Below are 24,565 nucleotides of genomic sequence, written 5' to 3'. Positions count from 1 at the left end.
TTCGATTACCCCGACTTCATACACGCGGCCCGCGCTCGTCCGGCGCGGCCGCGCCTTCGTTCATGACACGACGCCTTCACCTGCTGCGCCGATGCGTGCTCGCGCTCGCCTCGACCGCCGCGCTCGGCTTGCCGATCGCGGGCGGCGGGTCCGCGCACGCGCAGACGGCATTCAATCCCGCGTTCCTCGCGTTCGGCAACACGCAGGCGGACGTGGATCTCGACGCGTTCTCCGAAGCGAACGTGCTGCTGCCCGGCGTGCATCCGGTCGAGGTGACGGTGAATGGCGAATCGTACGGTCCGCATGACGTCCGTTTCGAGCGCGATGCCCGCGACGAGTCGGTACGGCCCTGCGTGAGCACCGCGCAACTGGATGCGTTCGGTGTAAACGTGGCGGCGTTTCCGCTGCTTGCCGAAGCGGGCGCGAACGACGGCGCGAACGACCGCGCAGCGGTGTGCGTCGATCCGCGCAAAGCGATGCCGGACACGACCGTCACAGTGGACCCGGATCGCCAGACGCTGTCGCTGACGGTTCCGCAGGCGAAAATGAAGCGCGTGCCGCGCGGCTCGGTCGATCCGTCGCGATGGGACGAAGGCATCGACGCGATGCGTTTCGACTACCGCGTCAACGCCGCGCAGCGCCGCTACGGCGATTTGCCGTCCGGCCACGCGACCGAAGCCTACGGCAGCGTGCGCGCGGGGCTGAACCTCGGCGCATGGCGGCTGCGCGGCAGCGCGATGGTCAACCGCAACGCGTCGGGGTTGCAGACGCAGTTTACGAATACCTATCTGGAGCGCGACATTCCCGCGTGGCGCAGCCGCGTGACGCTCGGCGACAGCTTCACGTCCGATATCGTGTTCGACAGCGTGGCGTTCCAGGGCGTGCAGCTCGCGTCCGACGACACGATGCAGCCGGACAGCCAGCGCGGCTACGCACCTGTCGTGCGCGGCATCGCGCAAAGTCATGCGAAGGTCGAGATCCGCCAGAACGGCTATCTCATCTACAGCAATTACGTGCCGCCGGGCCCGTTCGAGATCGACGACCTGTACGCGGTCGCATCGAACGCGGATCTCGACGTGACGATCGTCGAGTCGGACGGACAAACGCGCAGCTTCATCCAGTCGTCGGCGAGCATTCCGACGCTGCTGCGCCAGAACGCGTGGTCCTATCGTGCGGCCGCAGGGCGCCTGCGCGCCGATTCAGACCGGCCGCAATGGTTTACGTCGGCGAGTGCCGCCTATGGCTTGCCGGGCGAGGTCACGGTCTACGGCGGCGCGACGTTCGCGAGCGGGTATGCCGCACTGGCGGCCGGCGTGGCGCGCAACATGCCGCGGGTCGGCGCGGTTTCAGTCGATCTCGTGCATGCGCGCCACCGTGACCACAAGGGGCGGGCGGGGGCCGGCAGCGCGGCGCGCGTGATGTTCGCGAAGGCGTTCGCGTCGACCGGCACGGAACTGCGTGCCGCGCACCATTATTATTCGGCCGGCTATCGCAGCCTGTCCGACATCGCGGTGCGTTACGCGGCGTCGGTCGACAGCTGGGCATATCGCGCCGGCAAGCGCAGCCGCGGCGATCTGAGCGTATCGCAGAACCTCGGGCGAGCGGGCTCGCTGTACGTCAGCGCGAGCCGGCGTACGTACCGCGACGGCGCGGGGGAGGACCGGCTGGTGCAGCTCGGCTACGCGGGCAGCGTTTCGCGCGTGTCGTACAACGTGAACCTGAGCAGCGAATCGCGCACGCGTGGTGCGAGCAGCCGGCAGGTGTCGCTGAACCTCTCGATTCCGATGGGCGGCGCGCGTGCGGCGGCGCGGGCGTACGGCAGCGCGACGCTGATCGCCGGTACGGCCGGCACCGAGCAGCGCGCGGGCGTGTTCGGCACGCTGCTGGCGGACGATCGGCTGAGTTACGGCGTCGACGCCGATCGATCGGCGAACGGCGTGGGCGGCGCGGTGAACCTGAACTATCGCGCGTCGGCCGGCCAGTTCGCGGCCACCCACAACCAGGCGCGCAGCGGTTCGCAGACTTCCGTCAGCGCGGCGGGCGGCGTGCTCGTGCACGGTGGCGGCGTCACGCTGTCGCAGCCTCTCGGCGAAACCGTGGCGCTCGTGCGCAGCGAGGGCGCGGCCAACGTGGGCGTGATCGCGCACGCTGGCGTACGCACCGACCGTGCGGGTTATGCGGTCGTGCCGCATGTCGTGCCGTACCGACAGAACCGCGTCGCACTGCGCACGGTCGAACTCGATCGCCAGCTCGAGATTCGCAACGCGATCGTGCACGTCGTGCCGACGCGCGGGGCGGTCGTGCTGGCGCCGTTCGAAGTCGAGGCAGGGCGCCTGATGCTCGACGTGGCCGACGACACGGGCAAGCCGGTGCCGTTCGGCGCCGCCGTGCTGACCACGGACGGCAAGGAAGTCGGCATGGTCGGCCCGAACGGCCAGGGCTTCGTCACCGGCGTCGAGCGCGCCGGCGATCTGCTCGTGCGCTGGGGCGCGCGTCCGGACGAGCGTTGCGGGCTGTCGTACGACATGGGCGAATCGATCGCGCCTCGCCATTTCCCCGAACTCGACGTCGTCTGCTCGCGCACGCATCCCGCGCTCCGGGCCGACGCCTCTTCCTCGCCATCATCCCGATCATGAAACCCGTGACTTCCCGATTTGCCACGCGCCTGTGTCGCTGGGCCGCGCTTGCCGCGCTGACGTTCGGCGCGGCGCCCGCGTTCGCCACCTGCCTGAGCGCGCCCGAGGATTTCAATCCGATCGAATTCGGCCCGATGGCCGCCGACCTCGTCGAGGTCGGCGGCGTCGTCGAGTCGACCCGGTTCACGCTGACCGTCACCTGCTCGCTGAACGGCCAGAACGATCCCGAGCCGCGCAATCTGCGGTATTCGAGCGAGTTCGGCGCGCTGCCGGGCATGAACCTGTGGGCAACCAACCTGCCCGGGCTTGCGCTGCGCGTGACGCGCGACGGCGAACATCTCGGCGGCAATACCGACGGCCTGCTCGGTGTGCACCCGGGCGACGGCAGCGCGCGCGAGTACGTGATCGACATGGAACTCGTCAAGACCGGGCCGGTGACGCCCGGCTTCCTGCAGGGTCAGGCGCTGAGCATCGACGCGTCGGCCGCGATCGGCGATCCCGACCACAACGTCGTGCGCAAGCACGTCACGAGCAGCTACGTGCGCGGCGTCGCGTGCACGGTCAATACCGATTCGAAGCACCTCGTCGTTCCGCTCGGGGCCGTGCCCGCGATTGCGTTCGACGGGCCGGGCGCGGCTCGTGCATCGCGCGACTTCGCGATCGACCTGACGTGCAGCCCGTACGGCGATCCGCGGCCGACGCCGCTGTCGATCCAGTTGCTCGGCGAGACCGTGCCGGGCACCACGGACATATTGAAGCTGCAAGGCGACGACGCGGCACAAGGTGTCGGGATTCGCGTGCTGAAGGACGATGTGCCCGTGATGCTGAACGCGTGGCACAGCCTCGGCGACGCGAATGTCGGAGCGACCAGGTTGCCGTTCATCGCGCAGTACTACCAGCACGGCGAACGCGTAACGGCGGGCTCCGGCGACAGCGTGATGACATTCCTGATCGAGATGCGCTGATGCCGGCCGGCAGGGCGGTGCGTTGTCGCGCCGGATATTTTGAAATCCTTGAGATTGATTATCGGCATCGGATTCGACCTCGATAATTTCATCCACTTATCCATGGCAACCATGAACCGACAACCGATAAAGGATGAATCATGCAGGTGGCTTACCCGATACATACGCAGCGAACGTCGTCTGCCGACGGCCGATACGATCGCTTCTCTCGCGCGCTGCACTGGATCTTCGCGGTTGTGATCCTGTACACGATGGCGGCCGGCTTCGCGCTGCACTTCATCACCGATCCGGGGCTCTGGCGCTTCGTGTCGACGCTCAACATGTCGCTCGCGAGCTGCCTGATCGTGTTGTTTCCGCTGCGGTACGTATGGTCGTTCTTCCGCCGGACGCCTCCCGACGTCGAGTCGGTTCCGCAGGGTCAGCGCGCGATCGCGCATCTGGTGCACTCGCTGATTTACGTGCTCGTCGCGTTCGTCCTGTTCAGCGGGTTCGTGATGGTGCCGGACGGATACTGGCTGTTCGGGATCGTTTACGTGAAGACGCCGTTCAGCGCGGGGCCGGTGACCGAACACTGGTTCGTACTCCACCGGATCGGCTGCTATACGCTGGCCTTGCTGGTGGCGGCACATGCGGGCGCGGCGCTCAAGCATCATTTCGTGTCGAAGAACGACGTGCTGAAGCGGATGCTGTGATGCAGCTTCCGTCGTGCCGGAAGTGGTGCGCTTTCGGAGAATAGGGGGCAGATGTCGGCCCGGGCGTGCAACGCGCCCGGGTATTTTGCTTTCCGGGGCCTGAAAAAGAAAAAGGCCGGCTAGAAGCCGACCTTTTTAAATACAGATGGTGCCCAGGAGAGGACTCGGTCACCCATGCGCGACCCCGGCTGCGCTTGCAAGCGCAGCCTTTCGAGTCCGCACGCAAAGCGCGCAGGCGCTTTGCTTCCTGGGCCGGAAATGAAAAAAGGCCGGCAAAAGCCGACCTTTTTAAAAACAGATGGTGCCCAGGAGAGGACTCGAACCTCCACGATGTTGCCACCGCTAGGACCTGAACCTAGTGCGTCTACCAATTCCGCCACCTGGGCACGTTTTGCAGTAGCTGCTTGCTGCAAAGAAGCGAAATTATAGCGCCCCAATTATTCGTGTCAACATTTTTTTGCGACGCATCGCAAACCGGCCGCCGTCGCGCCTGCCCGCGGCATTCCCGTTATTTGGTGACACAGGCGGATGATAGAATGGTCCGCCGCCGTCAATATAGAACTGTCTGACGGACACCTCTATGTTGATGCCGTGCACCATCGGTCAACGCAACGAGAACAATCATCGACAAACCCTTGAGCAAATATCCGTACCCCATTCCGAGCCGTGAAGAGATTCTCGGCGTGCTGCGTACGAGCGACGCGCCGCTGGCCGCCAACGACATCGCCGAAGCATTGTCGATCAAGCGTCAGGAGCGCGAGGGGTTCTTCCGACGTGTCGCCGCGATGGAACGCGACGGCCAGATCCGCCTCGACAAGCGTGGCCACTACCAGTTGACCCATCCGTCGAATTTCGTTGCCGGACGCGTGCAGGGGCATCGTGACGGCTACGGGTTCGTGATCCGCGACGACGGCCAGGACGATCTGTTCTTGCCGAACGGCGAGATGCAGAAGGTGATGCACAACGATCGCGTGCTCGCGCGGATCGTCGGCTACGATCGCCGCGGCCGCCCGGAAGGGCATGTCGTCGAAGTCACCGATCGCGCGAACAAGCGCGTGATCGGCCGCCTGCTCAACGAGAACGGTGCGCTGATCGTCGCGCCGGAAGACAAGCGCATCGGCCACGACATCCTGATCACGCAGAACGTGAAGAAGGCGAAGGTCGGGCAGGTCGTGGTCGTCGAGCTGACCGATTTCCCGAGCCGTCATTCGCAGCCGCTCGGCCGTGTCGTCGAAGTGCTCGGCGATATCGACGATCCGGGCATGGAAATCGAAATCGCAGTGCGCAAGTACGGCGTGCCGCATGAATTCAGCCAGCCGGCGCTCGACGAAGCCGCTGCGCTGCCCGACAAGGTGCGGCCGACCGACCTGCGGTTCCGCGTCGACCTGCGCGACGTGCCGCTCGTGACGATCGACGGCGAGGACGCCCGCGACTTCGATGACGCCGTCTACTGCGAGCCGGTCAAGGTCGGTCGCGGCGACGGCTATCGCCTGATCGTCGCGATCGCGGACGTGTCGCACTACGTACAGCCGGGCGGCGGGCTCGATGCCGACGCGCTCGAACGCAGCACGTCGGTCTATTTCCCGCGCCGCGTGATCCCGATGCTGCCGGAAAAACTGTCGAACGGCCTGTGCTCGCTGAATCCGCAGGTCGACCGCTGCGTGCTCGCGTGCGACATGGTGATCACCGCGCGCGGCGAGATCAAGGCGTATCAGTTCTATCCGGCCGTTATCCATTCGGCTGCACGCCTCACGTACACCGAAGTCGCGGCCGTGCTGTCGAACACGAAGGGGCCGGAGGCCGCGCGTCGCGCGGACCTGCTGCCGCACCTGCAGGACCTGTACGGCGTCTACAAGTCGCTGTTCGCCGCACGGCAGAAGCGCGGCGCGATCGACTTCGACACGACCGAGACCTACATCGTCTGCAACTCGCAGGGCAAGATCGAACAGATCGTGCCGCGCCAGCGCAACGATGCGCACAAGCTGATCGAGGAATGCATGCTGGCCGCGAACGTCTGCGCGGCCGATTTCCTGAAGCGCAACAAGCATCCGGGCCTGTACCGCGTGCACGCGGGGCCGACGCCGGAGAAACTCGAGAACCTGCGCGCGTTCCTGCGCGGCATGGGCCTGTCGCTCGGCGGCGGCGACAAGCCGCATGCGAGCGACTACGCGGCGCTGATGGCGCAGATTCGCGACCGGCCCGACGCGCAGATGCTGCAGCCGATGCTGCTGCGCTCGATGCAGCAGGCCGTCTACAGCCCGGACAACATCGGCCACTTCGGTCTCGCGTACGAGGCGTATGCGCACTTCACGAGCCCGATCCGTCGTTATCCCGACCTGCTCACGCACCGCGCGATCTACGCGATCCTGTCCGGCAAGAAGTATGTGCCGAAGGCGCCGGACGGCTTCGAGTTGAACACCGCGCTGTCGCCGCGCGCCCGCGCGATGCAGCAGGCCGACGACGAAACGCGCGGCCGCTCGCGCCCGAACACGGCGATCTGGGAAGAGCTCGGCCTGCACTGCTCGGCGAACGAGCGGCGTGCGGACGAAGCGTCGCGCGACGTCGAGGCATGGCTCAAGTGCTACTTCATGCGCGACAAGCTCGGCGAGGAGTACGGCGGGATGGTGAACGGCGTGACGTCGTTCGGCATCTTCGTCCAGCTCGACACGCTCTTCATCGAAGGGCTCGTGCACGTCACGGAACTCGGCTCGGACTACTTCCAGTACGACGAGATCAAGAACGAACTGCGCGGCGAACGGACGGGCATCCGCTATCGCCTGTCGGACCGCGTGCGCGTGCAGGTCAGCCGCGTCGATCTCGACGCGCGCAAGATCGATTTCCGTCTCGTGCGCGATACGCCGGTGAAGGCGCCGCGTCCGTCGCCCGCGCCGGCTGCCGCAGGCGCCGATCGCAACGGCAACGGCCCGCGCGTGCGTGCGCTGCCGCCGGCGGAGGAGTCCGCACCGCGTCGCAAGAAGGCCGCGAGCGCACCGAGCGTCGCGGTACAGGAAGCGCGCGCCGCGCGTACCGCCGCGAAGAAGAAGGGTGGTAACGGCGGTGGTGGTGGTGGTGGTGGTGGCGGTGCGGCGGCGAAGCCGACCGCGAAGAAGACACGCGCCCGCAAGAAGTATTGAGCGTTCGGGGCGGCGCAAGCGCACGCCCTGCAGTATCGAGAGACGCCGCGTCACCGGTCATCGGCCGGCAACGCGGCGCTTTCCTTTTCCATGGATCGCGGCCGCGCGTGTCGCGCGGCCGCACGTTTGATCGAAGGTTGTTCCAGTCATGTCACGTCTGAAGGTTCTTTACGGTTTTCATGCGGTGACCGCACGTTTGCGGCACGATGCATCGACGGTTGCGGAGGTGCTGTACGACCAGACGCGCCGCGACCGCCGCATGCAGGACTTCCTGCACACCGCGAAGGAAGCGGGCGTGCGGCTGATCGCGGCCGACGAAACGCGCCTGTGGGGCCTCGCCCATACCGAGCGTCACCAGGGTGTCGTCGCGCGCGTCGAGGACGTCCCGCTCGCGCAAAACCTGTCCGAGCTGCTTGACGGCATCCAGGGCCCCGCGCTGCTGCTCGTGCTCGACGGCGTTACCGATCCGCACAACCTCGGCGCGTGCCTGCGCGTTGCCGATTCGGCGGGTGCGCACGCGGTCATCGCGCCGCGCGACCGTGCGGTCGGCCTGAACGCGACCGCGGCCAAGGTGGCGAGCGGCGCGGCCGATACGGTGCCGTACATCACAGTGACGAACCTTGCCCGCGCGCTGCGCGAGCTGAAGGAAGCCGGCGTGTGGATCATCGGCACGTCGGACGAGGCGTCGTCGACGCTCTACGACACGAAGCTCGACGGCCCCGTCGCGCTCGTGATGGGCGCGGAAGGCGAAGGCATGCGCCGGCTCACGCGTGACACCTGCGACGATGTGATGAGCATCCCGATGGCCGGCAGCGTGGAAAGCCTGAACGTGTCGGTCGCAAGCGGCGTGTGCCTGTACGAAGCCGTGCGCCAGCGGCGCGTGAAGGGCTGACGCAGCCCGTCTCGCGCGATGCGCGCGGGCCCGACCCGAACGACGCGTGCCGCGATGCGATGCGGCACGCGGCTCCCCGGAATTCGCGACCGATGACCCTGCTTCGTCTTGGTGCATCCTGTGCCGTGTTATGCCTGCTGGCAGCCTGCACGTCGCCGTCGCTCGTCGAACGCGGCACCTACTACGCCGACACGAGCCTGCACGCGCGCGGTGCCGATTCGCGGATCCGTTTTCTTGTGATGCATTACACCGAAAGCGACGAGGCGAAATCGCTGCGCACGTTGATGGGCGATTCGGTCAGCGTGCATTACGTCGTGCCGCCGCAGCCGCGTATCGAACACGGGATGCCCGTCGTCTACCAGCTCGTTCCGGAATCGCAACGCGCGTGGCACGCGGGCGTCAGCGAGTGGCAGGGCACGACCGAGCTGAACGCGGCGTCGATCGGCATCGAGAACGTGAACCGCGGCCCGCTCGATCCGCAGAATCGCACCTGGCAGCCGTATCCGCCCGAACAGGTCGAGGCGCTGATCAGCCTGTCGAAGGACATCGTCGTGCGCTACGCGATTCCGCCGACGCGCGTGGTCGGGCACAGCGACATCGCGCCGCAACGCAAGATCGATCCGGGGCCGCTGTTTCCGTGGCACGCGCTGGCCGAGGCCGGCGTCGGCGCATGGCCGGACGATGCGACGGTTGCCGCGCGGCTCGGCGGCCGCGATCCGCACGCGCCGGTCGATGTGCGCGAACTGCAGCTCAAGCTCGCGCGCTACGGCTACGATGTGCCGACCGACGGCGTGCTCGATGCGCGCACGCGACGCGTGTTCGCGGCGTTCCAGATGCATTTCCGGCCGTCCGACTACGCGGGCAATCCGGACGCCGAAAGCGACGCGATCGTGCAGGCGTTGCTCGACAAGTACTTCCCCGGTACGCAACCGGCGGACAACGCGCCCGCGGCGGGCGCGCCCTGAACCCGCGGCGCACCGCGCGCCGAAAAACGCGGGCTGTCATCCGAGTCCGGTAAACTGGCGGTTTTCCGCAATCCCGCAGCGTTACCACTCCATGACTCAAGACGAACTCAAACGCCTCGTCGGCCAGGCCGCCGCCGACTACGTGATCCAGAACGTGCCGGAAGGCGCCGTGATCGGCGTCGGCACCGGCTCGACCGCCAACTGCTTCATCGACGCGCTCGCCGTCGTCAAGTCGCGCTACCGCGGCGCCGTGTCGAGCTCCATCGCAACGACCGAACGCCTGAAATCGCACGGCATCAAGGTGTTCGACCTGAACGAGGTCGATTCGCTGCAGGTGTACGTCGACGGCGCCGACGAGATCGATGCGAGCGGCGCGATGATCAAGGGCGGCGGCGGCGCGCTGACGCGCGAGAAGATCGTCGCGTCGGTCGCCGACACGTTCGTCTGCATCGCGGACGCCAGCAAGCGCGTGCCGGTGCTCGGCGCGTTCCCGCTGCCGATCGAGGTCGTGCCGATGGCACGCACGGCGATCGGCCGGCGTGTAACCGCGCTCGGCGGCGTGCCGGTGCTGCGCGTGACGAAGGACGGTGCACCGACCATCACCGACAACGGCAATGAGATCATCGACGTGAAGGGGCTGCAGATCGCCGATCCGCGCGGTTTCGAAGCCCAGGTGAATGCATGGCCGGGCGTCGTGACGGTCGGTTTGTTCGCCGAGCGCGGCGCGAATCTGTGCTTGCTCGGCACGGAAAACGGCGTTGAAACGATCGTTTATTCGGCTAATTGAAAGAAATGAAAAGCAGTCCGTAACGGCTCGTTACAACCGTAATGGATTGAATGTTTAAATCTTGTGGAAACCGGGGCCCGGCAGGCGCAGTGCGCTTCCCGGGCCTTTTTTGTAGCCTTATAAATCACCCCGTCAAAAAGAGGGATAACCCTGTCAGGTGTTTACCAGATAGCGAAATATCCTCGAACTCATCAACTTATAGATCATAAGAACAGTAGTAACCAGGGCCGGCGGAACTGCGGAGCAGGTGTTCGCAAATCGACGCACGGGGAGGTGTCATGGAGCAGGGCAAAGACCGGTCACTGGTCGCCAAAGTGATGGATGGGCTTGTCTCGGGTATCGTCGAAGACAAGTACGGCGGCATCTTGCCGCCGCAAGATGTGTTGTCGAAAGAGTTCGATGTGAGTCGCACCGTGATGCGGGAAGCGTTGTCGATGTTGCTTGCGCGCGACATGCTGGACGTTCGGCCGAAAGTCGGCACGCGCGTGCGGCCGATGCGCGACTGGCGCATGATCGACGAAGACGTGGTGAGCTGGCGGTTTCGGGCAAAACCCGATCCACAGTTCATGCGCGACGTCATCGAATTCCGGATGCTGATCGAACCACGTGCGACCGCGCAGGCGGCGGTGCGTGCGACGGCGGCTGACATCGCGGGTATCCGCGAGGCGTTCGATGCGTTCAAGGTGCTGCAGCCTGGCGACACGGGCTACGACACGGCGGACGAGTTGCTGCACACGCGGATCGTGCAGGCGAGCGGCAATCAGTTCTTCCAGCAGATGGCGGCGATCGTGCGCGGTGCGGTGCGTCTCGTGAATCCGCGCGTCGTGCAGAAGGAGGGGGCGCACGAGATTGCCGTGAAGGCGCATGCGCGTGTCGTCGACGCGATCGAGCGGCGCGATCCGCGCGAGGCCGAAGCGGCTTCGCTGGCGCTGATCGATTTCAGCGCCGACGAGATCTCGCGCGATTTCTCCGTCGACGTGCCGGTGCGTGCCTGACGTTGTTCGTGTCGCTCATCCGAGTGCTGGCGAGCCGTTTATCATGACGGCCGACCGGCAGCGTGCCGGTCACCGTCATACGACCGACACGGAAGATCAGGATGAACGACAACGACCAACGCCCGGTGCGCTTCGGCATCGTCGGTGCGGGCAGCATTGCGCGCCGCTTCGCGCAAAGCCTCGCACACGTGCCAGGTGCCACGCTCGCCGGTGCCTGGGCCCGCCGCGCCGACGCAGCGGCAGCCTTTTGCGGGACGTGCGGCGGCACGCCTGCCGCGAGCCTTGAGGCGCTCCTCGCGAGCGATATCGACGCGGTTTACATCGCGACACTCCATGACAGTCACGCGCAGTACACGCTGGCCGCACTTGCCGCCGGCAAGGCCGTGCTGTGCGAAAAACCCGCGACGCTGAACGCGGCGCAACTCGACACCGTGCTGCGTGCGGCACGCGACGCCGGGCGGCTTTTCATGGAAGCGATGAAGCCGCCGTTCTTTCCGTTGTACCGTCAGCTGCGCGTGCACCTGCGGGACGATCCGATCGGCGAGATCCGGCTCGTGCGGGCGGGCTGCGCGTCGTCGTCGGTACCGGACGACCATCCCGTCTATCGCCTCGATCGCGCGGGCGGCGCGCTGCTCGATATCGGGATCTACGAGGCATTTCTCGCGGTCGACTGGCTCGGCGCGGCGCGCGACGTGCAGACGCTCGGCCGCGTCGGCGCGACGGGTGTCGACATGTTCGCGAGCCTGAACAGCGTGCATGCGAACGGCGGGATCGCGCAGCTCTTTTGCGGGCTCGACGTGATGGGGCGCGGTGACGCGCTGATCGCCGCGGCCGGCGGCCACGTGACGATTCACGAGAAGTGGTGGAACCCCGCACGCGCGACGATCCGCTACGCGGACGGGCGGTCGGTCGAACTTGACGCGCCGGTCGACGGCGGTGGGTTGAACTACGAGACCGCGCATTTCTGCGGCCTGCTGCGCGCGGGCGCAACCGAAAGCCCGATCATGACGCACGACCATTCGCGGCAGATGATCGCGATGACCGATGCGGCGCGTGCCGCGCTCGGCGTGCGCTATTCGGGCGAGTAGGCGGAGAACGTGGGGTGCCGGGCACGCGTGCCCGGCGGATGGCGTGCGCTCAGTGCCGCGACGGCAGCGACAGGCGTTTTTCGTACCAGCGCTGCACCCACTCGAGGATCTGGCACAGGATCCAGTACACGGCCGCGGCGGCGAGATAGAGCGGCAGCGGCTGATAGGTCGCCGCGATCACTTCCTGCGCGCTGCGCAGCAGTTCGGTCACGGTGATCACGGACACGAGCGACGTATCCTTGATCAGGCTGATCAGGCTGTTCGACAGGCTCGGCACCGCGATGCGCAGCGCCTGCGGGCCGATCACGTAGCGCAGCGTCTGCCCCCACGACAGCCCGAGGCTGTACGCGGCCAGCCATTGGCCGCGCGCGATCCCGTTGATCGCGCCGCGCATGCTTTCGGACATGTAAGCCGCGACGTTCGCGGACAGCGCGATGACGCCGGCCGGCGTCGGGTCGAGCGAGATGCCGAGGCTCGGCAGCCCGTAGTAGATGACGAAGATCTGCACGAGCAGCGGCGTGCCGCGCATCAGGCTCACGTACGCGCGCGCCAGCCACGCGAGCGCGTTGACCCAGATGCGTTCGAAGCCTTCGAGCGGTTCGCTCTGGCGGATGCCCATCATCGCGAGCATGACGGCGCCGAGCAGGCCGAACACCATCGACAGTACGGCGAACTTGACGGTCAGTACGGCGCCCTGGGCGAGCACCGGCAGCGATTGGACGAGCAGGGACGTTGTCGACATGGAATACGAATCGAATGCTTGCGCGGAAGCGCAATCATAAACCGGACGAATAAAACAAAGGGCGGCATCGTTGCTGATGCCGCCCTGTTCGGCCCGCCGTCAGGCGGGAAATGCAGGCGTGCTTACTTGATCGGTTTCGTCACGTCGATGCCGAACCACTTGTCCGAGATCTTCGTGAACGTGCCGTCGGCCTCGAGTTGCGCCATCGCGTCGTCGATCGCCTTCTGGAACTGCGGGTTGCCCTTCTTGAACGGGATGCCCGACGGGTTCGCCGAGCCGACGTTCGCGCCCGGGCGCAGCGGCAGCTGCGAATTCTTCGTCAGGTAGGCGAGCATCAGGCGATCGTTGAGCGCCGCGTCGAGGCGGCCGGCCGCGAGATCGCGCAGGTACTCGGGCGCGCCCGGGTACGTCTTCACGTCGATGCCGGGCACCGACTTCGCCATGTCCATATAGTTCGTGCCGAGCGCGACGCCGAGCTTCTTGCCTTTCAGGTCGTCCAGCGACTTGAACTGGCGCGTGTCGTCCTTGCGCTGGATCAGCTGTGCGGACGAATACGTGTACGCCGGCGAGAAGTCGAGCGTTTCCTTGCGCTTGTCGGTGATGCCAACCTGGTTGGCGATCACGTCGAACTTGCCGGCCTGCAGGCCGGCGATGATGCCGCTCCATTCGGTCGTCACGAATTCGGCCTTCACGCCGAGCTTCGCGGCCACGGCCTTCGCGATGTCGACGTCGAAGCCGACGAGTTCGCCTTGCGGATTCTTCGAGTTGAACGGCGGGAACGTGCCTTCGAGGCCGATTCGCAGCGTGCCGCGTTGTTTCACCTGGTCGAGGAGGTCGGCCGCATGCGCGGTGGCGGCGGCGAACGACGTGCCGATCAGGCCGGCAACCAGCAGCTTCTTCAGCAGCGAAAATTTCATCGTGTGAGCTTCCTTGCCCCGATGGGGGCTTCTGTTCTGATAGTGCGATCGATGATAGCAAAAACACAATCGATCGATAAATATCGTTTGTTTATGCCTATATTACTTACGCGGCAGGCTCGCGGGCGACGGCCTTCACGCATTCGGCGACGAGTGCGGGGCCGCGATAGATGAAGCCCGTATAGAGCTGGACGAGCGCCGCGCCGGCCGCGAGCTTTGCACGGGCGTCCTCGCCCGAGAAAATGCCGCCGACGCCGATGATCGGCACTTCGCTGCCCACTTCGGCGCGCAGCTTGCGGATCACCTCGTTCGACGCGTCGAACACCGGGCGGCCCGACAGGCCGCCGGCTTCGTCCGCATGCGGCAGGCCCTGGACGGCCGCGCGCGACAGCGTCGTGTTGGTGGCGATGACCGCTTCGATCTTGTGGCGCAGCAGCGTGTCGCCGATTTCCTTGACCTGTTCGTCGTCGAGATCGGGCGCGATCTTCAGCGCGAGCGGCACGAGCTTGCCGTGCAGGTCGGCGAGGCGCTGCTGCTTGTCCTTCAGCGCGGCGAGCAGCGCGTCGAGCTCGCCCGCGCCCTGCAGCTGGCGCAGGTTCTTCGTGTTCGGCGACGAGATGTTGATCGTCACGTAGCTCGCGAACGGGTACACGCGCTCGAGGCAGTACAGGTAGTCCTCGGCGGCGCGTTCGATCGGCGTATCGGCGTTCTTGCCGATGTTCAGGCCGAGGATGCCGCGATAGCGGGCGGCCTGGACGTTCTTCACGAACTGGTCGACGCCGTGGTTGTTGAAGCCCATCCGGTTGATCAGCGCGTCGGCCTGCGGCAGGCGGAACATCCGCGGGCGCGGGTTGCCGGGCTGCGGGCGGGGCGTGACCGTGCCGACTTCGATGAAGCCAAAGCCGAGCGCCGCGAGGCCGTCGATGGCCGCGCCGTCCTTGTCGAGGCCGGCCGCGAGGCCGACCGGGTTGCGGAACGTGAGCCCCATCACGGTGCGCGGCGCGTCGGGCACGCGGGCCGACAGCGCGCAGGCGAGGCCCGTGCGGCCGGCCGCGCCGAGCGCACGCAGCGTAAGGTGGTGAGCGTCTTCCGCATCCATTTTGAACAGGGATGCGCGGGCCAGCGGATAGAGGGAACTGAACACGGGAATTGGGCGGACGGCCGGAATGAATGACAACCCGCTATTTTACCGGGAGTTGGGCGGCAGGGGCGCGCTTCGCGTCGTCGCCCCCGCGGCGCGCGTCAACCCGAGCCGGAGTGCCCGCCCGGCAACGGCGCGCGGGCCAGTGCCGCGTCGACGGGCGGCAGGTCGATCCGTTCCGGATCGAGCGTCTTCCAGCGGCCGTCGATCAGCCCCTCGAGCGGGTGGAAGTTCGCCTTGTAGGCCATCTTCGGGCTCTCGCGGATCCAGTAGCCGAGGTACACGTACGGCAGGCCGAGGCTCTTCGCCTGCTCGATCTGCCACAGGATGTTGTAGGTGCCGTAGCTCGTGTGCCGGTCGTCGGGCTCGAAGAACGTGTAGACCGACGACAGCCCGTCGCCAAGGATGTCGATCATGCTGACCATGCGCAGCTTGCCGGGCTCGCCGCCCGGCGCGTCGAGGTCGCGGAATTCGACGAGGCGGGAATTGATCCGGCTCTGCAGCAGGAACTGCTCGTACTGGTCGCGGCTGTCGCGATCCATGCCGCCGCCCGCGTGGCGCGCGGACTGGTAGCGCATGTAGAGCGCGTAGTGCTCTTCGTCGTAGTGCAGCGGCGAAACCGTCGCGACGAGCGCGCGGTGCCGCTTCCACATCCGGCGCTGCGTGCGCGACGGCACGAACGCGTCGACCGGCACGCGCACCGGCACGCACGCGCGGCAGCCGTCGCAGTACGGGCGATACGTGAAGACGCCCGAGCGGCGGAAGCCGGCCTTCACGAGTTCGGTGTAGATGTCGGAGTTGATCAGGTGGCTCGGTGTCGCGACTTGCGAGCGCGCGATACGGCCGTCCAGATAGCTGCACGGATAGGGCGCCGTTGCATAGAATTGCAGCGCCGAAAGCGGTGAAAGCGGCAGCTCAGTCGGGTGAGTCATGGGCAGCTCTCGATGCAGGGAAGGAGTGCCGCGCTAGCGCTCGATCCCGGAGGGCGCCGCCGTTTCGGCGGGGCCCGTCAGCGCGGCGAGCACGCGCTTGTCGAACTGCCACGGAATCGGCGGTTCGGCTACCGCGCTGCGCACGTGAGCGACAAAGGCCTTGCGTGCGATCTCGCGGCCGCCGAGCGACGCTAGATGCGACGTATTCTGCTGGCAGTCTATCATCTCCAGCCCCTGCTCGCGAAGGTGGGCGACGAGCGCGGCCAGCGCGATCTTCGATGCGTCGGTGGCATCCGCATACATCGACTCGCCGAAAAACATTCGCCCGAACGACACGCCGTACAGGCCGCCGACACGGCGCCCGTCATGCCACGTCTCGATGCTGTGCGCGTTGCCGGAGCGATAGAGCGACGTGTACGCGTCGATGATCTCGGCGGTGATCCACGTGCCGCGCTGCCCTCGGCGCGGCGCCTGCGCGCAGGCGCGCATCACGCCCGGAAAATCGTGATCGACGCGTACTTCCCATTCGGGCCCGCGCAGCACGCGCTTCAGCGTCTTGCGCAGCGACGGCGACACCTTGAATTCGGCCGGCACGAGGATCATGCGCGGGTCGGGGCTCCACCACAGCACGGGCTGGCCGTCGGAGTACCACGGGAAGATGCCGCGCCGGTACGCGTCGATCAGACGGGACGGCAGCAGGTCGGCGCTCGCGGCGAGCAGCCCGGGCGCGCCGGTCGCGGGACCGAGCGCGCGTTCGATGGACGGAAACGGATCGTCCGGGCCGAGCCAGGGGACCATGGGTCGCGGGCTCAGCCGTTGCGCAGCGAGCGGAAGATATCGCCGGTGTGCACGCCGTAGTCGCCCGCGGCGCGATCGGCGAAGAAGAATCGCAGGGTCTGGCTGACGGTCGGGAACGCGATCTCGTCCCACGGGATGTCGGCTTCGTCGAACAGCTTCACCTCGAGGCTTTCCTCGCCGGCTTCGAAGGCCGGATCGGTGAGCCGCGCGAGGTAGAACAGGTGAACCTGGTGCACGTGCGGCACGTTGAGCAGCGTGAACAGGTTCTGCACCTCGACGCGCGCGCCAGCTTCCTCGAGCGTTTCGCGCGCGGCGGCTTCCGCCGTCGTCTCGCCCATTTCCATGAAGCCCGCGGGCAGCGTCCAGAACCCGTAGCGCGGTTCGATCGCGCGGCGGCACAGCAGGATCTGATCGCCCCAGACCGGGACCGTGCCGACGACGTTGCGCGGATTCTGGTAGTGGATCGTGCCGCAGTGATCGCAGACGAAGCGCTCACGGTTGTCGCCCGGAGGAATGCGCGCGATGACTTCGTGACCGCAGACGGAGCAGAATTTCATGTCGAGTGGAAGGGACGAGGTGAATGCGAGTGTATCACCGGGGCGCGGCATTCTCGAACGCCTGCGCATGCGGGCGGCGTGTCGCACGAAGCGCAGGGCGCACGTGCGTGAAGAGGGGGAAGAATCGTGCGCGGAAAAACAAAAAGCCCGGCGCGGAGCCGGGCTTTTTGCGTAATTCTGGACGTTTGGTTGCGGGGGTAGGATTTGAACCTACGACCTTCGGGTTATGAGCCCGACGAGCTGCCAGACTGCTCCACCCCGCGTCCGTCGAAGAAATGAATTATAAGGAGTTACCCGAACGCGTGCAAGCACTTTCTGACAATCGCGTGTCGCGTCTTGTGCGGACGGGACGGTGGGCGCGTGCGCTAGAATCGAACGGTTTGTTTCGTCTCTTCGGCAACGGCGCCTTGCGCGATCGCATCGGCGCCGTTGCGATTCTCATTACGGCATCGACGGATTCATGGACATCGCTCACGATCTGCAATCGATCGGCGCGCAGGAACAGGCGCTCGTGTTTCCCCATTTCGACCCGGCCCGTGCGTGGGCGCTCGGCAACCGGATGCATGCCCTCGCGACATCGCGCGGCCATGCGATCGCGATCGACATCGTCACGTTCGGCCAGCCGCTGTTCTACGCGGCGCTCGCCGGCGCGACGCCCGACAACGCCGACTGGGTGCGCCGCAAGCGCAACGTCGTCGCGCATTTCCGGCGCAGCTCGTATGCAATCGGCCTGCGCATGCAGCAGGCCGGCGCGACGCTGGCGGACAAGCACGGGCTGCCGATCGGCGAATATTCGCCGCACGGCGGCGCGTTCCCGCTGACTGTCGCGGGCGCCGGCGTGATCGGCTCGATTACCGCGTCGGGGCTGCCGCAGCGCGCGGACCACGAATTCGTCGTCGAGGCGCTGTGTGCCGAGCTCGGCCAGGATTACGCCGTGCTGGCCCTGACGAGGAGCTGAGCGATGCAACTCCCGGGATACGCATGGCTCGCGATCGCGATCGTCGCGGAAGTGATCGGCACGTCGGCGCTGCGCGCGGCGGACGGCTTCACGCGCTTCTGGCCGTCGGCGCTCGTCGTCGTCGGTTACGGCATCGCGTTCTACTGCCTGTCGCTCACGTTGCGCACGATGCCCGTCGGCATCATCTATGCAGTCTGGTCGGGCGCTGGCATCGTGCTGATCACGCTCGTCGCAATGCTGCTCTATCGTCAGGTGCCGGACCTGCCGGCGGTGATCGGTCTCGGGCTGATCATCGCGGGCGTCGTGGTGCTGAACCTGTTCTCGAAGATGCAGGCGCACTGAACGTGCGACTGCCGTTTGCCGGATGGCCCTCATGACCGATTCCGCTTCCGCTGCCGTTTCCGCTGAATCCGCGCAGCCCGACGTGCTCGCGTATGTCGCGAACCGCATCGGCTTTCTCGAACTGAACCGGCCGAAGGCGCTGAACGCGCTGTCGGTCGGCATGATCCGGTTGATGCAGCAGGCGCTCGACGCGTGGCGCGACGATCCCGAGGTTGTCGCGGTCGTCGTGCACAGTCCGCATCCGCGCGCCTTCTGCGCGGGCGGCGACGTGCGCTTCTTCCACGACGCGTGGCAGCGCGGCGACCGCGATGCGGTCGACACGTTCTTCATCGAGGAATACACGCTCAACCACGCGATCTTCACTTATCCGAAGCCTTACATCGCGCTGATGCACGGCGTCGTGATGGGTGGAGGCATGGGCATTTCGCAGGCGGCGCGGCATACGGGCGGCCTGCGCGTCGTGACCGACTCGACGAAGATGGCGATGCCCGAAACGCGCATCGGCCTGTTCCCGGACGTCGGGATGAGCTGGTTTCTTGCACGTACGCCCGGCGCGATCGGCCGTTATCTCGCCGTGACCGGCGCGCCGCTCGACGCCGCCGGCGCGCTGTACGCGCAGCTCGCCGACGTCTATCTGCCCGATGCCGCGCTGCCGGCGCTGCTCGACACGCTGCGCAGCGCGCGCATCGACAGCGGTGTGCAGGCCGTCGCGTGCGTGGCCGCAGCGGCCGCCGAACACAAGGTCGTGCCGACGCCCGATACGTCGGCGCTGGCCGATGCGTATGCCGGGATCGACCGGCATTTCGCGCAGCCGGATATCGGTGCGATCCTCGCGTCGCTCGACGCCGAGCAGGATTGCGCGGCGGTCGACGGATGGGTCGAGAAGGCGGCCCATGCGATGCGCAGCCAACTGTCGCCGCTGTCGATGGCCGTGTCGCTCGAAGTCGTCGAACGCGCACGCGGCGCGACGATGGGCGATTGCCTGCGGCGCGATCTCGATCTCACGCGCTCGACGTTCGCGCGCGGCGACGTGATCGAAGGCGTGCGCGCGCTGATCGTCGACAAGGATCACCAGCCGGTCTGGCGCTTCAAGTCGGCCGCGGATATCGATCGCGCGGATGTGCTCGCGATGTTCGACAGCCCGTGGATACCCGATACGCATCCGCTGCGGAATCTGCGCGACTGACGTGAGCCGGGCCGGGTCAGGCGCGGTATCGAAATGAAAAGGCCGCCTGCACATGCAGGCGGCCTTTTCGTTGATGGATGTCGATTCGTCCGCGGTCGAAGGATGCGGAGATCGGGCCCGCGTTACTCGTCGCGCGCGTCGTCCGACATGAAGGCGCGCATGAACACGAGCGCACCGAAGCCCCACACCGCGTTCGCCGCGAAGCCGGCCGCGAGCACGGGCATCATGTTGCCCGACGGCCAGATGCCGCGCAGCGGATCGATCGCGAACACGCGGGCGGCCGTCAGCACGATGCCGCCGAACACGAGCGCGCCGATCCACGATGCCTCGCGTTCCGGCGAGACGCGCAGCAACCACGCCATCGGGATTGCGCAGCACGCACTGATCAACGCATTCGCGACAAATTCAGGAATGCCGAGCGGCGCAAACGGCTGCGTGGAGAAGCCGGTTGCGGCGATCAGGTCGGCCGTGTGAAGGAGTGCGAGCGTGGCCTCGCGGAAGAACAGGGCGGCCAGGAAGCCGGACAGGAATGGCAGGATGACTTTCTGCATCGATGAGCGCACCGCGGGCGCGCACGGCCGGGGCCGTCCGCGCGGAGTTATTCGGAAAGGTGCGTCATTATAGGGCCCGGCCGCCGCGATATTCGCTCCAGCGTCGTGCTAATCACGAAAGCGGAAAACCTAAGCTCAAAAAAATCGTTCCAAAGCCCTGTACCGATCCCTAGACTGATTTCCCAGAAACAGCCGTGCAATCGCGTCCTCGCCCGCTGCATGGCCTGACCGGCGAGCCATCCCGATTCGAACGCACACCATGCATGCGTCGCTCATCCGCGACGCGAGCAGGGCGGTGTTTTTTCCAAATTCCGGCAAGGACAGTCAAGCAGGAGCAGCAGATGAATGTGTTCTGGTTTATCCCCACGCATGGCGACAGTCGTTATCTCGGTACGGCCGAGGGCGCGCGCGCCGCGGATTACGACTATTTCAAGCAGGTTGCCGTGGCGGCCGACACGCTCGGCTACGACGGCGTGCTGCTGCCGACGGGCCGTTCCTGCGAGGATGCGTGGGTCGTCGCGTCGAGCCTCATTCCGGCGACGCAGCGTCTGAAGTTCCTGGTCGCCGTGCGTCCCGGCATCGCTTCGCCGGGACTGGCGGCGCGGATGGCCGCGACGTTCGATCGCCTGTCGGGCGGCCGCCTGCTGATCAACGTCGTGACGGGCGGCGATGCGGCCGAGCTCGAAGGCGACGGCCTGTTTGCCGATCACGATACGCGCTACGAGATTACCGACGATTTCCTGAACATCTGGCGCGGGCTGCTTGCCGCGTCGCACGACAACGGCGGCTTCGACTACATCGGCAAGCACCTGCAGTCGAAGGGCGGCAAGGCACTTTATCCGCCCGTGCAGCGTCCGCATCCGCCGCTGTGGTTCGGCGGTTCGTCGCCGGCCGCGCACGCGATCGCCGCCGATCACATCGATACCTACCTGACCTGGGGCGAGCCGCCCGAGGCCGTCGCGAAGAAGATCGCGGACATCCGGGCCCGCGCTGAAGCGCGCGGCCGCAAGATCAAGTTCGGCATCCGCCTGCACGTGATCGTGCGCGAGACCGAGGACGAAGCATGGCGTGACGCCGACCGGCTGATCAGCCGCCTCGACGACGACACGATCGCGCGTGCGCAGCAGGCGTTCGCGAACATGGATTCGGAAGGCCAGCGCCGCATGGCCGCGCTGCACGGCGGCAAGCGCGGCGGCCGCGATGCGCTCGAGGTGTATCCGAACCTGTGGGCCGGCGTCGGTCTCGTGCGCGGCGGTGCGGGCACGGCCCTCGTCGGCAATCCCGAGCAGGTCGCGGAACGCATGCGCGAATACGCGGACCTCGGCATCGAGACATTCATCCTGTCCGGCTACCCGCACCTCGAGGAGTCGTATCGCTTCGCCGAGCTCGTGTTCCCGCTGATCAAGGGCAAGGGCGCGGAGAAGGCGACCGGCCCGCTGTCGGGGCCGTTCGGCGAGATCGTCGGCAACAGCTATCTGCCGAAGGCGAGCCAGAGCTGAGCGAGGAGAGGCCTGCGATGACAACGAAAACATCGACGACGGGCGCCGTCGTGGCCGCCCGCGCATGGCGCGCCGTCGCGCCGTGGCTGGTGCCGCTCGCGCTGCTGGTCGCATGGGAGGTCGGCGCGCGCGTCGGCTGGCTGTCGACCCGCGTGCTGCCCGAGCCCGTGGCGGTCGTGCGCGCGGCCTGGTCGCTCGTGACGTCGGGCGAAATGTGGGCGAATGTGAAGGTCAGCACGTGGCGCGCGCTGTTCGGCTTCGCGATCGGCGGCGGTGTCGGCCTCGCGCTGGGTCTCGCGACCGGCCTGTCGAAGGCGGCCGAGGTCGCGCTCGATTCGACGATCCAGATGATCCGCAACATCCCGGCGCTCGCGATGATTCCGCTCGTGATCCTGTGGTTCGGCATCGACGAGAAGGCGAAGCTGTTCCTCGTCGCGCTCGGCGTGTTCTTTCCGGTCTACATCAACACGTATCACGGGATCCGCTCGGTCGACGCGAACCTGATCGAGATGGCGAAGAGTTATGGCGTGCGTGGCTTCGCGCTGTACCGCGACGTGATCCTGCCCGGTGCGTTGCCGTCGATCCTCGTCGGCGTGCGATTCGCGCTCGGGCTGATGTGGGTGATGCTGATCGTCGCGGAAACGATTTCCGCGCAGTCGGGCATCGGCTATATGACGATGAACGCGCGCGAATTCCTGCAAACCGATGTGGTGGTGGTCGGCATCCTGCTGTACGCGGTGCTCGGCAAGCTGGCCGACGTGCTGGCGAAATGGCTCGAGCGCGTGACGCTGCGCTGGCACCCCGCTTACCAATCAGGAGCAAAGGCATGAATGCGACGACTTCGGCGGCCGCTTATGGCCTGCTCGCCGGCGCAGACCTCGAGGCCGAGCTTGCGCAGGCGCGTGTCACGGACGGCGATGCACGAGACGCGGCGATCCTCGATCGCGACGGCGGCGCATCGGTCGTTCCGCTCGCGCGGCGGCGAGCGGGAAGCCCGGCACCCGACGATGCGGTGACGCTGTCGGGCGTCAGCAAGCGTTATGGCGCGCGCACCGTGCTCGACAACGTCGAGCTCGGCATCGCGCGCGGCAGCTTCGTCGCGATCGTTGGTCGCAGCGGCTGCGGGAAATCGACGCTGCTGCGTCTCGTCGCGGGACTCGAGCAGCCGAGCAGCGGCGCGCTCGTGACGCGTGGCGAAGGTGGCGGCGCGCTCGATACGCGGATCATGTTCCAGGATGCACGCCTGCTGCCTTGGAAAACCGTGCTGCAGAACGTGATGCTCGGCCTCGGGCGCGGTGCGCGCGACGACGCACGCGCGGTGCTCGACGAAGTCGGCCTGCTGGAGCGGGCGAACGACTGGCCCGCGCAACTGTCGGGCGGCCAGCGGCAGCGTGTGTCACTGGCGCGCGCGCTCGTGCACCGGCCGCAACTGCTGTTGCTCGACGAGCCGCTCGGCGCGCTCGACGCGCTGACCCGCATCGAAATGCATGCGCTGATCGAGCGCCTGTGGCGCGAGCATCGGTTCACCGCGCTGCTCGTCACGCACGACGTGCAGGAGGCCGTCGCCCTCGGCGACCGCATCCTGCTCATCGAGCAGGGGCGTGTGGCGCTGGATCAACCCGTACCGCTCGACCGGCCGCGCGCCCGCGCATCGGCTGCGTTTGCGGCGCTGGAAGACCGCGTGCTGAAACGCGTGCTCGCCGGCGGACCCGGCGCGGCCGATCAGGGCACGGTGCATGAAGCAGACAACGTTCGACCGGTCGGGCAGATCCGCTGGGCCGTTTAATTCCGGGCGGCTTCGGCCGTCCGTTCTGAGACTTTTTTCTTCGGAGCGATCAACCCGATGAGCATCACTGCAATCAACGTGCGTAACCAGTTCAAAGGCAAGGTGAAGGAGATCATTCGCGGACCGGTGGTGTCCGAGGTCGACGTCGAGACGCCGTTCGGCATCGTCACGTCGGTGATCACGACCCGGTCGGTCGACGAGCTTGAACTGAAGGTCGGCGCGGAAGTCGTCGCGCTCGTGAAGTCGACCGAAGTATCGATCGCGCGTCTCTGAGCGCGCATTTCCCGCGCCGGTGTGGTGCCGGCGGGCAGCCTTGCCCGTCGGCGCCCGCCGCGCGGCATTCCCGCAACGCGTTTGCCTCGATATTCGGCGTCCGGACGAAGTGCTAGGATGGAACGACACCTACGCCGGAGGCCAACGCATGACCCCCATCCTTTCCCCGGAAGCCATCGAGGCGCTGAAATGGATCGACCAGTTCGGCGAAAGCCGGCCGGTTCCCGCCGCGTTCGACGACGTCGTTTATGCGTTGCTGAACGAGGGGCTGATCTATCAGGCGACGGCCGACAGGGTCGACCTGACCGCGGATGGTAAATCCTTTTTGTCTGACGAATACGATTGAGCGCGCGGCGCCGGCTGCAAGGGCGGTCTGGCGCCGTGTTGCCACGGAGCGTGCGATGGAACCGAGAGGCAGCGACCTCGGCGATTTCAGCGAGCCGTACCGCGGCTTCGAGATCGAGGTGAAGACCGAGCAGGTCTGGGACGGCGAGCATGCGCATTACCGCGTGCTGCAGGGCGATGCCGTGCGGATCGACTGGCGGCTCGTCAAGGTCGACGGCGTGTTGCTGACCGAACGGCGGGTGATCGAGCGTGTGCTGGACGAGGCGCGGCGGGCGGTCGATGCGGAGTTGGGTGAAGGGTAGAGCGGGTGTCGGGCCGGCACGGCCCGTGTTGCGGTAAAATAGCGGGTTGTGTCCGCGCCGCTTGGCCTGTTGCCCGAATTTC

At 66.6% G+C, this 24,565-nt stretch carries 25 protein-coding genes and 2 tRNA genes; 18 read left to right on the top strand and 9 right to left on the bottom strand.

Features of this window, described 5'->3' with window-relative positions; all coding sequences use genetic code 11:
• Positions 1–62 precede the first annotated feature (62 nt).
• From VL15_RS05870 to VL15_RS05860, 3 genes are all read left to right on the top strand, one after another.
• Positions 63–2,636 carry a fimbria/pilus outer membrane usher protein gene (locus VL15_RS05870; RefSeq protein WP_080970735.1) on the top strand — a complete coding sequence of 858 codons (2,574 nt, stop codon included), beginning with the start codon at positions 63–65 and terminating at the stop codon, positions 2,634–2,636.
• A gap of 5 nt (positions 2,637–2,641) precedes the next feature.
• Entirely contained in the window at positions 2,642–3,601 is a 960-nt protein-coding gene (locus VL15_RS05865) for a fimbrial protein (RefSeq protein WP_196319545.1), read from the top strand.
• A gap of 140 nt (positions 3,602–3,741) precedes the next feature.
• On the top strand, positions 3,742–4,293 hold the full coding sequence (locus tag VL15_RS05860; RefSeq protein WP_048243919.1) for a cytochrome b: 552 nt from the start codon (positions 3,742–3,744) through the stop codon (positions 4,291–4,293).
• 299 nt (positions 4,294–4,592) lie between these two features.
• Here the strand turns inward: VL15_RS05860 and VL15_RS05855 are convergent.
• A tRNA-Leu gene (locus VL15_RS05855) sits at positions 4,593–4,679 on the bottom strand.
• Between the two features lie 249 nt (positions 4,680–4,928).
• Between VL15_RS05855 and rnr the strand changes: the two genes are divergently transcribed.
• From rnr to VL15_RS05825, 6 genes are all read left to right on the top strand, one after another.
• Positions 4,929–7,427 carry a ribonuclease R gene (gene rnr, locus VL15_RS05850; protein ID WP_048243917.1) on the top strand — a complete coding sequence of 833 codons (2,499 nt, stop codon included), beginning with the start codon at positions 4,929–4,931 and terminating at the stop codon, positions 7,425–7,427.
• Positions 7,428–7,575: 148 nt separating this feature from the next.
• A complete protein-coding gene (gene rlmB / locus VL15_RS05845) occupies positions 7,576–8,319 on the top strand; it encodes a 23S rRNA (guanosine(2251)-2'-O)-methyltransferase RlmB (RefSeq protein WP_048243915.1) in 744 nt (247 codons plus the stop codon).
• Between the two features lie 92 nt (positions 8,320–8,411).
• Positions 8,412–9,284 carry an N-acetylmuramoyl-L-alanine amidase gene (locus VL15_RS05840; RefSeq protein ID WP_048243913.1) on the top strand — a complete coding sequence of 291 codons (873 nt, stop codon included), beginning with the start codon at positions 8,412–8,414 and terminating at the stop codon, positions 9,282–9,284.
• A gap of 91 nt (positions 9,285–9,375) precedes the next feature.
• Positions 9,376–10,071 carry a ribose-5-phosphate isomerase RpiA gene (gene rpiA / locus VL15_RS05835; RefSeq protein WP_048243911.1) on the top strand — a complete coding sequence of 232 codons (696 nt, stop codon included), beginning with the start codon at positions 9,376–9,378 and terminating at the stop codon, positions 10,069–10,071.
• 278 nt (positions 10,072–10,349) lie between these two features.
• Positions 10,350–11,066, top strand: coding sequence for a FadR/GntR family transcriptional regulator (locus VL15_RS05830; RefSeq protein ID WP_048243909.1), 717 nt, complete (start codon positions 10,350–10,352; stop codon positions 11,064–11,066).
• A 101-nt stretch (positions 11,067–11,167) separates the two neighbouring features.
• Entirely contained in the window at positions 11,168–12,154 is a 987-nt protein-coding gene (locus VL15_RS05825) for a Gfo/Idh/MocA family protein (RefSeq protein ID WP_048243906.1), read from the top strand.
• 49 nt (positions 12,155–12,203) lie between these two features.
• Here VL15_RS05825 and VL15_RS05820 read toward each other — a convergent pair whose 3' ends face one another.
• The 7 genes from VL15_RS05820 to VL15_RS05790 all read right to left on the bottom strand — a co-directional run bounded on the left by VL15_RS05820 (position 12,204) and on the right by VL15_RS05790 (position 17,504).
• On the bottom strand, positions 12,204–12,896 hold the full coding sequence (locus VL15_RS05820) for an amino acid ABC transporter permease (RefSeq protein WP_048243905.1): 693 nt from the start codon (positions 12,894–12,896) through the stop codon (positions 12,204–12,206).
• 122 nt (positions 12,897–13,018) lie between these two features.
• The gene (locus VL15_RS05815) at positions 13,019–13,813 is read right to left on the bottom strand and encodes a cystine ABC transporter substrate-binding protein (protein WP_048243903.1); all 795 of its coding nucleotides are present in this window, start codon (positions 13,811–13,813) and stop codon (positions 13,019–13,021) included.
• A gap of 106 nt (positions 13,814–13,919) precedes the next feature.
• Positions 13,920–14,957, bottom strand: coding sequence for a quinone-dependent dihydroorotate dehydrogenase (locus VL15_RS05810; RefSeq protein WP_063778200.1), 1,038 nt, complete (start codon positions 14,955–14,957; stop codon positions 13,920–13,922).
• A 98-nt stretch (positions 14,958–15,055) separates the two neighbouring features.
• On the bottom strand, positions 15,056–15,886 hold the full coding sequence (locus VL15_RS05805) for an arginyltransferase (protein ID WP_048243899.1): 831 nt from the start codon (positions 15,884–15,886) through the stop codon (positions 15,056–15,058).
• 33 nt (positions 15,887–15,919) lie between these two features.
• Positions 15,920–16,684, bottom strand: a complete 765-nt coding sequence (gene aat, locus VL15_RS05800) for a leucyl/phenylalanyl-tRNA--protein transferase (protein WP_048243898.1) — start codon at positions 16,682–16,684, stop codon at positions 15,920–15,922.
• A gap of 11 nt (positions 16,685–16,695) precedes the next feature.
• The gene (locus VL15_RS05795; protein ID WP_011351855.1) at positions 16,696–17,241 is read right to left on the bottom strand and encodes an NUDIX hydrolase; all 546 of its coding nucleotides are present in this window, start codon (positions 17,239–17,241) and stop codon (positions 16,696–16,698) included.
• 186 nt (positions 17,242–17,427) lie between these two features.
• Positions 17,428–17,504 (bottom strand) — tRNA-Met (locus VL15_RS05790).
• Positions 17,505–17,701: 197 nt separating this feature from the next.
• Here VL15_RS05790 and VL15_RS05785 point away from each other — a divergent pair.
• The 3 genes from VL15_RS05785 to VL15_RS05775 are packed head-to-tail and all read left to right on the top strand — an operon-like array spanning position 17,702 to position 19,727.
• A complete protein-coding gene (locus VL15_RS05785; RefSeq protein ID WP_048243896.1) occupies positions 17,702–18,199 on the top strand; it encodes a heme-degrading domain-containing protein in 498 nt (165 codons plus the stop codon).
• Positions 18,200–18,202: 3 nt separating this feature from the next.
• Positions 18,203–18,541: a DMT family transporter gene (locus VL15_RS05780; RefSeq protein WP_048243894.1), complete on the top strand. Its 339-nt coding sequence runs from the start codon at positions 18,203–18,205 to the stop codon at positions 18,539–18,541.
• 31 nt (positions 18,542–18,572) lie between these two features.
• Positions 18,573–19,727 carry an enoyl-CoA hydratase/isomerase family protein gene (locus tag VL15_RS05775; RefSeq protein WP_048243892.1) on the top strand — a complete coding sequence of 385 codons (1,155 nt, stop codon included), beginning with the start codon at positions 18,573–18,575 and terminating at the stop codon, positions 19,725–19,727.
• Positions 19,728–19,849: 122 nt separating this feature from the next.
• Here VL15_RS05775 and VL15_RS05770 read toward each other — a convergent pair whose 3' ends face one another.
• The gene (locus VL15_RS05770) at positions 19,850–20,278 is read right to left on the bottom strand and encodes a hypothetical protein (protein ID WP_048243891.1); all 429 of its coding nucleotides are present in this window, start codon (positions 20,276–20,278) and stop codon (positions 19,850–19,852) included.
• Between the two features lie 341 nt (positions 20,279–20,619).
• Between VL15_RS05770 and ssuD the strand changes: the two genes are divergently transcribed.
• The 6 genes from ssuD to VL15_RS05740 all read left to right on the top strand — a co-directional run bounded on the left by ssuD (position 20,620) and on the right by VL15_RS05740 (position 24,483).
• The gene (ssuD, locus tag VL15_RS05765; protein WP_048243889.1) at positions 20,620–21,777 is read left to right on the top strand and encodes an FMNH2-dependent alkanesulfonate monooxygenase; all 1,158 of its coding nucleotides are present in this window, start codon (positions 20,620–20,622) and stop codon (positions 21,775–21,777) included.
• Between the two features lie 17 nt (positions 21,778–21,794).
• Positions 21,795–22,607: an aliphatic sulfonate ABC transporter permease SsuC gene (ssuC, locus tag VL15_RS05760; RefSeq protein WP_048243887.1), complete on the top strand. Its 813-nt coding sequence runs from the start codon at positions 21,795–21,797 to the stop codon at positions 22,605–22,607.
• Positions 22,604–23,563 carry an ATP-binding cassette domain-containing protein gene (locus VL15_RS05755; protein ID WP_048243886.1) on the top strand — a complete coding sequence of 320 codons (960 nt, stop codon included), beginning with the start codon at positions 22,604–22,606 and terminating at the stop codon, positions 23,561–23,563. Before ssuC ends, VL15_RS05755 begins: the two co-directional genes overlap by 4 nt.
• A gap of 57 nt (positions 23,564–23,620) precedes the next feature.
• Entirely contained in the window at positions 23,621–23,836 is a 216-nt protein-coding gene (locus tag VL15_RS05750; RefSeq protein WP_006400187.1) for a TOBE domain-containing protein, read from the top strand.
• Between the two features lie 148 nt (positions 23,837–23,984).
• Complete coding sequence (locus tag VL15_RS05745) at positions 23,985–24,182, top strand: hypothetical protein (RefSeq protein ID WP_048243884.1); 198 nt, start codon at positions 23,985–23,987, stop codon at positions 24,180–24,182.
• Positions 24,183–24,237: 55 nt separating this feature from the next.
• Entirely contained in the window at positions 24,238–24,483 is a 246-nt protein-coding gene (locus VL15_RS05740) for a hypothetical protein (RefSeq protein WP_048243883.1), read from the top strand.
• Positions 24,484–24,565: the final 82 nt, after the last annotated feature.

Origin of the sequence: Burkholderia cepacia (assembly GCF_001039005.1) — a bacterium.
Lineage (GTDB): Bacteria > Pseudomonadota > Gammaproteobacteria > Burkholderiales > Burkholderiaceae > Burkholderia > Burkholderia theae.
This window is presented reverse-complemented; position numbering and strand designations above follow the sequence as displayed.

Bases quoted from the DNA above. Each gene is read 5' to 3' on its own strand.
- ssuC (WP_048243887.1), top strand. From the start codon at position 21,795: ATGACAACGAAAACATCGACGACGGGCGCCGTCGTGGCCGCCCGCGCA.
- VL15_RS05755 (WP_048243886.1), top strand. From the start codon at position 22,604: ATGAATGCGACGACTTCGGCGGCCGCTTATGGCCTGCTCGCCGGCGCA.
- VL15_RS05805 (WP_048243899.1), bottom strand. From the start codon at position 15,886: ATGACTCACCCGACTGAGCTGCCGCTTTCACCGCTTTCGGCGCTGCAA.
- VL15_RS05795 (WP_011351855.1), bottom strand. From the start codon at position 17,241: ATGAAATTCTGCTCCGTCTGCGGTCACGAAGTCATCGCGCGCATTCCT.
- ssuD (WP_048243889.1), top strand. From the start codon at position 20,620: ATGAATGTGTTCTGGTTTATCCCCACGCATGGCGACAGTCGTTATCTC.
- aat (WP_048243898.1), bottom strand. From the start codon at position 16,684: ATGGTCCCCTGGCTCGGCCCGGACGATCCGTTTCCGTCCATCGAACGC.
- VL15_RS05820 (WP_048243905.1), bottom strand. From the start codon at position 12,896: ATGTCGACAACGTCCCTGCTCGTCCAATCGCTGCCGGTGCTCGCCCAG.
- VL15_RS05780 (WP_048243894.1), top strand. From the start codon at position 18,203: ATGCAACTCCCGGGATACGCATGGCTCGCGATCGCGATCGTCGCGGAA.
- VL15_RS05830 (WP_048243909.1), top strand. From the start codon at position 10,350: ATGGAGCAGGGCAAAGACCGGTCACTGGTCGCCAAAGTGATGGATGGG.
- VL15_RS05860 (WP_048243919.1), top strand. From the start codon at position 3,742: ATGCAGGTGGCTTACCCGATACATACGCAGCGAACGTCGTCTGCCGAC.
- VL15_RS05750 (WP_006400187.1), top strand. From the start codon at position 23,621: ATGAGCATCACTGCAATCAACGTGCGTAACCAGTTCAAAGGCAAGGTG.
- rpiA (WP_048243911.1), top strand. From the start codon at position 9,376: ATGACTCAAGACGAACTCAAACGCCTCGTCGGCCAGGCCGCCGCCGAC.
- VL15_RS05840 (WP_048243913.1), top strand. From the start codon at position 8,412: ATGACCCTGCTTCGTCTTGGTGCATCCTGTGCCGTGTTATGCCTGCTG.
- VL15_RS05825 (WP_048243906.1), top strand. From the start codon at position 11,168: ATGAACGACAACGACCAACGCCCGGTGCGCTTCGGCATCGTCGGTGCG.
- rlmB (WP_048243915.1), top strand. From the start codon at position 7,576: ATGTCACGTCTGAAGGTTCTTTACGGTTTTCATGCGGTGACCGCACGT.
- VL15_RS05785 (WP_048243896.1), top strand. From the start codon at position 17,702: ATGGACATCGCTCACGATCTGCAATCGATCGGCGCGCAGGAACAGGCG.
- VL15_RS05815 (WP_048243903.1), bottom strand. From the start codon at position 13,813: ATGAAATTTTCGCTGCTGAAGAAGCTGCTGGTTGCCGGCCTGATCGGC.
- VL15_RS05740 (WP_048243883.1), top strand. From the start codon at position 24,238: ATGGAACCGAGAGGCAGCGACCTCGGCGATTTCAGCGAGCCGTACCGC.
- VL15_RS05770 (WP_048243891.1), bottom strand. From the start codon at position 20,278: ATGCAGAAAGTCATCCTGCCATTCCTGTCCGGCTTCCTGGCCGCCCTG.
- VL15_RS05870 (WP_080970735.1), top strand. From the start codon at position 63: ATGACACGACGCCTTCACCTGCTGCGCCGATGCGTGCTCGCGCTCGCC.
- VL15_RS05745 (WP_048243884.1), top strand. From the start codon at position 23,985: ATGACCCCCATCCTTTCCCCGGAAGCCATCGAGGCGCTGAAATGGATC.
- VL15_RS05775 (WP_048243892.1), top strand. From the start codon at position 18,573: ATGACCGATTCCGCTTCCGCTGCCGTTTCCGCTGAATCCGCGCAGCCC.